Source organism: Shewanella sp. S1-49-MNA-CIBAN-0167 (genome assembly GCF_040310145.1).
Taxonomy (GTDB): Bacteria; Pseudomonadota; Gammaproteobacteria; order Enterobacterales; family Shewanellaceae; genus Shewanella; species Shewanella psychromarinicola.
In genome coordinates this window covers 21,818-30,726 of record NZ_JBEOPO010000054.1, presented here as the reverse complement: position 1 = coordinate 30,726, position 8,909 = coordinate 21,818, and the positions used below count along the sequence as shown (strand labels likewise).

Sequence of the window (8,909 nt, the reverse complement as noted above, 5' to 3'; positions counted from 1 at the left end):
CGCCAGGGTAACCCCCAAATTTCAGCAGAAAACATCGATTAAAACGAAAGTCTTTGAGCTATCAAAGTTTGGTGTGGAAACTGAGAAAAAAGAAGCAGTTTAGTCGTTAAAAGCTAGATTGCAGAAGCCCCGTGATCAGAGCGAAGCGAAGTCGCGGGGTAATTCACTGGCCTACAAAATGCTAAAGCATATGAATTTGTAGAGCTTAATCAATTGGTGCCAAGGTTAACTTATTTGGTTTTGGAATAAATCAATTGTGACGATAGGGTCAATCCCCATTTCAACACCGCCGACGATAACGATCCCTATTGTGCTAAATAGCAGGTTGTTACAGCATATAGAAAACACTTTTAAATCATTCGATTAAAACAGAGTATTCATCAAGTGTTGTATGACCTCTAGCGGACAGAAAGCACAACAAAGCTTCAGGGCTACGATTAAGTAAGCGCTCAATTGGGAAATCTACCGCTTCAATGACCGCTATCGCTTTTTCAAACTCGCCTAAGCTAAAAGCGACATGAGAATCAGATCCCATAACGAGAAGTCCTCCCGCTTTTTTTACAGCATTAGCAATATCAGTGCAGTTGCGTAAACTGCCTTTTCTAGAGGTTAAAAAAGAGGAATTATTTATCTCAAGCGCGACGTTATGTTTGGCTGCTGCAGCGGCGACGCTGTTAATGTCGATGGGATAAGCGGGATTGCCTGGATGAGTAATAATATCGACATGACCACTTTCAATACTGTTGATGAGTGCTCTAGTGTGAGCGTCTTTAGTCGATGGGGGGAAAACCGGTTCATGTAAACCTGCCAGCACGATATCAAGCTCCTGCAAATAATGACCAAAAAAGTCAATTTCGCCATGCTCATTCTTTATATTCGCTTCAATGCCACGGAGCATGCCAATACCGTCAACAATTCTAGGTAACACTCTCATATTCACAAAGTGCCAAAAATGGGGTGCATCAGCCATATCTGGACCATGATCGGTAATGGCGAATAATTTGAGACCTTTCGCCTTTGCAACGGAAAAGTAATCATGCACTGTACTATAGGCGTGAGTTGAAGCGATGGTATGAGCGTGAACATCGACAAGGAATTTCATGACCAGTCTCGTTGTTTGAGTTAAAAACAGTAGACATCAAGTCTACTCTGTTAACAGGCCTTACTCTATGATCTCTCGAGTTTTGTTGTAACAAACTTCATGGCGTTAATTCCTCTCTAGCTTTTCTGTGCGTTTTGTTTACGTTAAATGGTTGAAACAGGGTTATCAAAATAAGTTCAAATAAAAACATTACTTAGATTATGCTAATTTTAAGGCAAGGTAGCGGTGTTTTTCAAGGTAGTGTTCAAACTTATCGCTTCATAAAGCATAAAGTCGGTTGCCTGGTGTGCGCCAAATAGTAGATCTTTTTTAAATTCAAAGTCATTTATTGGTAAGTTAACGTTCAAGTAATGCTTTACACGTTAGTTTATATACTACTTTCTAGCGTAAGGTAAACGCACCAGTTTATTGCTAGTGTGGTAACTATCAAGCCCTGTAATGGCGACAGTTTCTATGGCTTGCAAGTCTAAAAAGCCATCACTTTGCAGCGCGGCCTCATCTACATACACATCGATAATTTCACCAATTACCAGCTCTGTGCCATTAATGGCTAAGTGTTGATGCTCAATAAATTTAACCGAATATTTTAAGCGACTTTCTTTTACAAATGGGGCTGTAAAATTATTTAAGTACTCGGGTGTTAACCCTGTTGCATCAAACTCTGATTTGTCTTTATCGTAACGGGCGGATGTTTGATGAGCCTGCTTATAAATTAATTTATTGACTTGATTAATAGTATACATACCGGTTTGTAGAATGTTTTCAAAGGTATGTCGAGGGACACTGTGAGGGCGAACGATCATACCGACCAGTGGCGGGTTTGCACCTAAGTGTATAACCGAGCTGACAATAGATAAATTGGTATTGCCTTGTAAGTCTTGTGTACCAATTAAATTAGCGCTTTTAAAACCCGAGAGGGAATTGATTAAATGTGTACGTGTATGTTTTTCAAGTGCGTCTATACGCTCTTTAGTAAAATGCATTAAAACTCCCTCCAACGAAACCGTTGATCCTTGCCAACCTAAATAGGCTATTTTACCTTTTTAGTGTTAAATAATGATAGATGTAAGCTCGCGCTACTGGCACCGAATAAAACCCTTTTGTCATTTTTGACCTTTCAGCGCTTGACGAAATTTGCAATTAAACTTCGCGGGTTTGATACTGGGGAGTATCTACTTGGCAAATAGGACCTGTCCGCAGTCAGCTAAAAACCTATATGTGTTTTACGAGGAAGGATTGCAAATAGATCTATCAAATATTCATAAGGTTAAGCGACTTTAGATTGAGCACAAGCAATTCGTTGCCCCCCGAATATAACGATAAAAATTAAGCACAATAATCAGCTTCACGAACGGCGTTGCCTTACAAGGGCCTTTATTCGAAGCAGGGACAGCCTTGAGAAAAGGTCCAAATAGGCAATAGATAATAGGGAATAGGAAAACATGAGCGTCCTTGGTTTACTTGCCTTTGCGGCTCACAAGCAAATCCTTCGCCTGATTTATTTTTGCGGCCAGATAGTTGCTGCCACCGCGATCAGGATGGAGTTTTTGCATTAGTTTACGATACGCAGCGATAACGTCTTGCTCCGTTGCCGTTTGATCAAGACCCAGGACGGCATAAGCTTCACTTGCCGTCATCTCAGCACTATCGCTTGGGCGAGCGTGTTGTTCACTCTCTTCAGAATAGTGTCCGGCATTGGCAGCTTCGCGCCAGTCAGAACCATGCTGGCGATCAAGATAGGCAGCCAATACTTCGATCGAATCTGGATATTGTTTATCTGCTAGGCCATACAGAGAAATCAATTCTGACAGACTCAATTCAGACAGGTATTTCCCCTTACCATCAGTCGCCAGTAATTCACCGTCCAAATTGCCACTTTGGTGATCAAGGGTCATTTTGAGCAAGCTGGTTTCAACCGTAGAACGCTTCGATGTATCCGAGCTCTGTGTTGCTTTCGCCTTCTGATAAAGACCTTTCAAAAATGGAAAATAACGTAGCAGTGGAAACAAGCGTTTGGCAAATATCAGTAAACCTGTTCCCAGTGCGGCCAAAATATAAAGCTTTCCCGTGACCGTTAGCAAGATCAGTATTGTAATCAATGCGACCGCAGCCGCTTTCGCCGCGAATATCTTTCTTTGTTGGGGTTTCAGGGCTTGAATATATTGTACTGTTATATAGCCGATGATAATAACTGCTACTAAAACGACAAGTCTGAACATAGAGTATTCACTTATTTAAGGTATCAGTTAAGTCGTAAAGCCTACACGATATTTATGGTGTTGCTTTGTCGTCGTGCTCATGTAATCCGGGAGCCTACACGATATTTGCTGTGTTGGTTTTTTCGTTGCAACGGTTGGATTATTTACCGCTCACTAATCACGACTACTTTAATTGCTGTAATAACCGTCTCACGCTCGCATCCTTACTCAACAAATTATTTTTCAAAGCAGATTTACCGCCCGCAGCATATACCGCAACCGCGGCTAACAACTGACCTAACTGTCTAGCACTGCCTTGATCAAACTGGCAATGTGCACCGCCACTCAATGTCGCTAGCTGTGAGAAAATACTGCCAACCTTTGCATTATTTCCTTCTTGAAAAACAAATAAAGGCAGATTGAGTATTCCCAACTGGCCTGCTAAGGCCCCAAGTGAATCCGGGTTTTCTTCAACACTATCACCGACAAATACCAATGCGTTTACTTTGCTTGCGCGAGTTTCACTCAATGCATGCGATAACACTCTGGCAATCTGGGTTTTTCCGGCCAGGCAGCGAACTGAAAGTAAGGCTTGTTTGATTTCATCGGCGCCGCGTGTCCAGGGAAGTGCTTTAAACTCTCCAAAACCCCGATAATAACAAAGCTGCACACTTAGGGAACTCACCTTATCAGCTTCGGCAAACATAGCCGCATGCTGTTGACTCGCCATATCCCAGCAGTGCTCACGACTTGCTGTGGCATCCATGGCAAATATCAATCTACCCTTGTCTTCGCCAGTGACCCGCGGAGTATTTTTGACTTGGCTAATGAATGCCTGAATATCTTGAGTGCGCGACTTTTTATCAGGGAGCTTTGAGACCATATGTTATTCCAGTTTCTGCTAAATCTAAAGTCAATAATAAACACAAAATAGAGTAACCTAAATAATGTAAAGTAACAAAACCAGTGCCGCTCAAGATTGCCGCTACTTTAAGAACATGTGGCAATCGTAGGGCAAAGAGACCGTCGTCGAGAAGTCTGAGCCCTACCGCCGCCGTTAACTAAGAGAGGGTAGTGTGCTAAGCCGACTGAGTGATTTAGTGCTAGAAACTGTGCAAAATGCGCTCCTCAGGTAAGAAGAGCCTCTTTAATGACTAACTTTATGCGTTATTTTAGTCACCAAAATAGCGTTAAAGTTTTTAACAACGGCGAATTCACATCAAGCCATTTATAGATAATGCGACCTTTCAACATACCTAGGCCGAATTTATCGGTTTTATTACCTCAACTTAGGTAACTCTGCAATTAAACTCAGCGATATTGGCAAAACCAAATGATAGTTTACTCACTGTATACGCCTTAGTAAGTTGTTGAAAATATATATTAAAGTTAATTGTTGGAACTACTATTAACCGTATTTTCTAGAAAGTACGCTAACGCACAGAGTCTAAAACTAAAGAGCAGTATAATTTGCTAGTTAGTTATCAAATCTTAGGTATCACTTAGATATCAAATGTCTCTAGTAATTGCAAAATTCAATTTATTCATGCTGAGGTGAAGCACATGCTTTTTAATAATTCGAACATTACGGACTCTCCTATTCGTCAGAAAATTCGCGAGTTCTATCGTATTGATGAAAGTGTTGCGGTAGAGCATCTTTTACCGTTGGCAGACGTTAACGAGAATACTGCCAGCAGGGCGTGGGAAAAAGCCCGTAAAATATCATTAAAAATACGTAGAGACGAATCAGGAAACGGTGCTGTAGATGCCTTACTAGCAGAATACACATTATCCAGTGAAGAAGGTGTGGTGCTGATGTGTTTGGCCGAGGCCTTGTTGCGTGTACCAGATAAGCACACTCAAGATGCCCTAATTAGCGACAAAATTTCTCAAGGCGAGTGGCAAAGTCATTTGGGCAGCAGTGATTCACTGTTCGTCAATGCCTCATCGTGGGGGTTATTAGTTACCGGAAAGATGGTTGACTATGCTGATGAACGCGAAAAAGATAGCTTTAATTTATTGAAGAAGGTTATTGGTCGATTAGGTGAGCCTGTCATTCGTAAGGTAATGAACTACGCCATGCAAATTATGGGTGAGCAGTTTGTTATGGGCGAAACTATTCAAGATGCAACTGATTATGCTGCCAAGAAAGCGCGGCAAGGCTTCGTATATTCTTACGACATGCTAGGTGAGGGTGCGCGTACCATGAGTGATGCCGAAAAGTATTTTAAAGCTTATCAAGTTGTTATAGATGCTATTGGCGCAGTTGCTCGTGCGTCGGGTAAGAACGACCCTCGCAAAGTGCCTGGTATTTCAGTTAAGCTTACTGCTATCCATCCTCGTTACGAATTTGCACAAAAAGAACGGGTAATGGCTGAAGCTGTTCCCAAACTTAAAGCACTTTGTTTGCAAGCCAAAAGCTATAATATTGGTTTAACCGTTGATGCGGAAGAATCTGAGCGATTAGATATCTCCCTTGATGTTATTGAAGCGGTATTTAGCGATGATGAGTTAGCAGGTTGGGATGGCTTTTCGATGGCCCTGCAAGCTTATCAAAAACGCGCCATTTTTATCGTTGACTGGTTACGTGAACTAACCATCCGTGTTGACCGAAAAATGATGGTGCGCTTAGTAAAAGGTGCTTATTGGGATACTCAGATTAAAAACACTCAAAAAGGCGGTTATCAGCATTTTCCGGTATTCACTCGCAAGGCTTCTACTGATGTTTCTTACCTCGCCTGTGCGAAAAAATTATTAGAATATAGAGATACTCTCTATCCACAGTTTGCTACGCATAATGCTTATACTGTCGCGACTATTCTTGAACTGGCGGGCAATGACAAAACAAGTTTTGAGTTTCAATGTCTATATGGCATGGGTGGATCGTTATATGATCAAGTTGTTACAAATGAAAATGTTCAATGTCGCGTCTACGCACCGGTTGGTCCTCATAAAGAGTTACTCGCCTATTTAGTTCGTCGTTTGTTAGAAAATGGCGCTAACTCTTCTTTTGTTAATGCCATTATTGATGAGTCACAACCGATCGAATCTTTACTTCGCGATCCCGTTGAAAAAATGCATCGCTTAAAAGACAAATATAACGGCCAGATAATCAAACCCATCGCATTATACCATGATGAAAAAGGTGTCGGTCGAGATAATTCCAAGGGCCTAGATTTAACAGATATCAATACGGTAACCCCTTTAAAAACATCACTGGATAACTGGCTTCTGAATAACTTGTTCTCTGAAAATGATGTGCAAGAAGGGTCAATCGCTATTAGAAACCCAGCAAAGCATAGTGAAATTATTGGTTTTCAGCGACATCATAGCAAAGATGAAATGCGCGCGATGATCGAAACAGCTCAAAACGCATTTGCTTCATGGTCACAAACGCCTGTATCTGAACGCGCGGCCATATTATGCCGTGTTGCCGATGTTCTTGAACATCATATCGACGAGTTAATTGCCTTATGCATCAAGGAAGCAGGCAAAACGACACAAGATGGTATTGATGAAGTCAAAGAGGCAGTTGATTTTTGTCGCTATTATGCACAACAAGCGATTGAACTTGCTGAAGATGATCGTTTAGAAGCCCGTGGTGTAGTGTTATGTATCAGCCCTTGGAACTTCCCGTTAGCTATATTTATAGGGCAAGTGACTGCTGCAATTGCTACTGGTAATACGGTGTTAGCTAAACCAGCCCAGCAAACAAGTTTAATTGCATTGCGCGCTATTGAACTAATGACATCTGTTGGATTACCACATGGCGTTGTACAAGCGGTTATTGCCAAGGGTAGTGATGTGGGGAGTATTATTATTCCTAATGCACGTATTCAAGCGGTTATTTTTACGGGTTCTATTAAAACAGCGACTATGATTTCGCAAACATTGGCTGATAGAGGCGGCGATCAAGTGCCCTTTATTGCTGAGACGGGTGGTCAAAACTGTACGATAGTAGACTCTACCGCCCTACCTGAACAAGTCGTTGATGATGTTATTTCTTCAGGATTTCAATCTGCAGGTCAACGTTGTTCTGCACTTAGAGTGTTATTTTTACAAGAAGATATTGCTGATACTGTTATTACAATGCTTAAAGGCGCATTAGCAGAATTGCATGTGGGTAACCCAGAAAAACTGAGCACTGACGTAGGTCCTGTCATTGATCAAAAAGCACTAGATTCACTCAATGCCCACAGTGACTATATGAAAACCCATGGTCAACTATTATACCAATGCGATATTTCTGATGAGATAACAAATGAAATAGCAGATAACGAACATTTCTTTTTTGCGCCGCGACTTTATGAAATAGACAATATTAGCGCGCTGAAGGAGGAAGTATTTGGCCCTTGTGTTCATATTGTTCGCTTTAAAGGTGATGAAATAGAAAAAGTCATTGATGATATTAACGGCACAGGTTTTGGCTTAACTATGGGTATCCATACCCGTATTGAACAGCGAGCCTTAAATTTGGCGAAGCTATCACGAGCAGGTAACGTGTATATAAATCGCAATATAATTGGCGCTATTGTGGGTGTGCAACCTTTTGGTGGTCGTGGTCTTTCAGGTACAGGGCCAAAAGCAGGTGGCCCATATTATTTAACGCGTTTAGTTAAAGAAATAACAACGCCCTTTGCCGATAAATTTAACTTATTACCATTGCCAGTCGATGCTTTAGTCAGCGATACCGGATCGGAAGCAGAAGCAGAATTATTTATGGATAGGGCGGGTGCAGCAGAAAAAATCTGGCGCTTGACCGAGTTAAATCAGCGTATTTCTTTTGTTCGTCAAATGTTAGTCGAAATTGCTAATATCGATATTATTGATGATTTAGCCGATGACTTTAATCGTACTTTGACAGCGGCTATTTCACAATTAATGAGTGTTGAAAAACATCTGCAAAAGCCAACAACGCTACCAGGTCCAACGGGTGAGTCTAATGTTCTCTATTTGGAAAACCGAGGTAATATCATCTGCTTTGCTGATGAAAATGTGACTTTTCACTTTTGGATGATCTCTATTGTAACGGCTTTGGCAACTGGAAATACCGTTATCTCGGTCGTTTCTGATTTATTTTATGATGAAGCACTAGCCATTAGAGATAAGTTCGTTACAACAGGCGCAGATGAGAGTGTTTTTCAAGTTACCCGGTTATGTCATCTAACCACTTTGTTGGCACATCCTGCGTTATCAGGAGTCGTTGTTGATAGTCATTGTGGCCGAAAACATTATATCAGTGACAGATTAGCCGAACGTCAAGGCGCAATTTTACCGGTGATCAGTTCAGAATATTTTGATCATTTAATTCAACGATTATTAACAGAAAAAGCTATCAGTATTAATACCACCGCTACTGGTGGTAATACGTCGCTGATGACTTTAGATGAAGAAAACTAACTATTTTTTGAATGTTATTTTTAAACAAAAATTCAAAATATTTATAACTTCATCAACTGAAAAGTTGATGATTTATTCACCTAATGTTTATTTGTAACGGCTGATAAAAGTGCTACTGAATGAAAAAAATAATACTTTTGGTGCGAACCTAACTTGATGGGGTTTATATTGTTTTTATATTTCATTTTGTCAGAAAAAATTAAGCCTGA

5 protein-coding genes are annotated in these 8,909 nt (G+C 40.9%); 1 reads left to right on the top strand and 4 read right to left on the bottom strand.

Annotation, left to right across the window (positions count from 1 at the left end; genetic code table 11):
• Nucleotides 1–355: 355 nt before the first annotated feature.
• From AAEZ00_RS19000 to AAEZ00_RS18985, 4 genes are all read right to left on the bottom strand, one after another.
• Complete coding sequence (locus tag AAEZ00_RS19000; RefSeq protein ID WP_124014151.1) at nucleotides 356–1,102, bottom strand: phosphatase; 747 nt, start codon at nucleotides 1,100–1,102, stop codon at nucleotides 356–358.
• Between the two features lie 374 nt (nucleotides 1,103–1,476).
• Nucleotides 1,477–2,085, bottom strand: a complete 609-nt coding sequence (locus AAEZ00_RS18995) for a flavin reductase family protein (protein ID WP_351079380.1) — start codon at nucleotides 2,083–2,085, stop codon at nucleotides 1,477–1,479.
• Between the two features lie 474 nt (nucleotides 2,086–2,559).
• Nucleotides 2,560–3,321, bottom strand: a complete 762-nt coding sequence (locus tag AAEZ00_RS18990) for a DnaJ domain-containing protein (protein WP_351089466.1) — start codon at nucleotides 3,319–3,321, stop codon at nucleotides 2,560–2,562.
• A gap of 163 nt (nucleotides 3,322–3,484) precedes the next feature.
• Complete coding sequence (locus tag AAEZ00_RS18985; RefSeq protein WP_351089464.1) at nucleotides 3,485–4,183, bottom strand: VWA domain-containing protein; 699 nt, start codon at nucleotides 4,181–4,183, stop codon at nucleotides 3,485–3,487.
• A gap of 680 nt (nucleotides 4,184–4,863) precedes the next feature.
• Here AAEZ00_RS18985 and putA point away from each other — a divergent pair.
• Nucleotides 4,864–8,700, top strand: a complete 3,837-nt coding sequence (gene putA, locus AAEZ00_RS18980; RefSeq protein WP_351089462.1) for a bifunctional proline dehydrogenase/L-glutamate gamma-semialdehyde dehydrogenase PutA — start codon at nucleotides 4,864–4,866, stop codon at nucleotides 8,698–8,700.
• Nucleotides 8,701–8,909 lie beyond the last annotated feature (209 nt).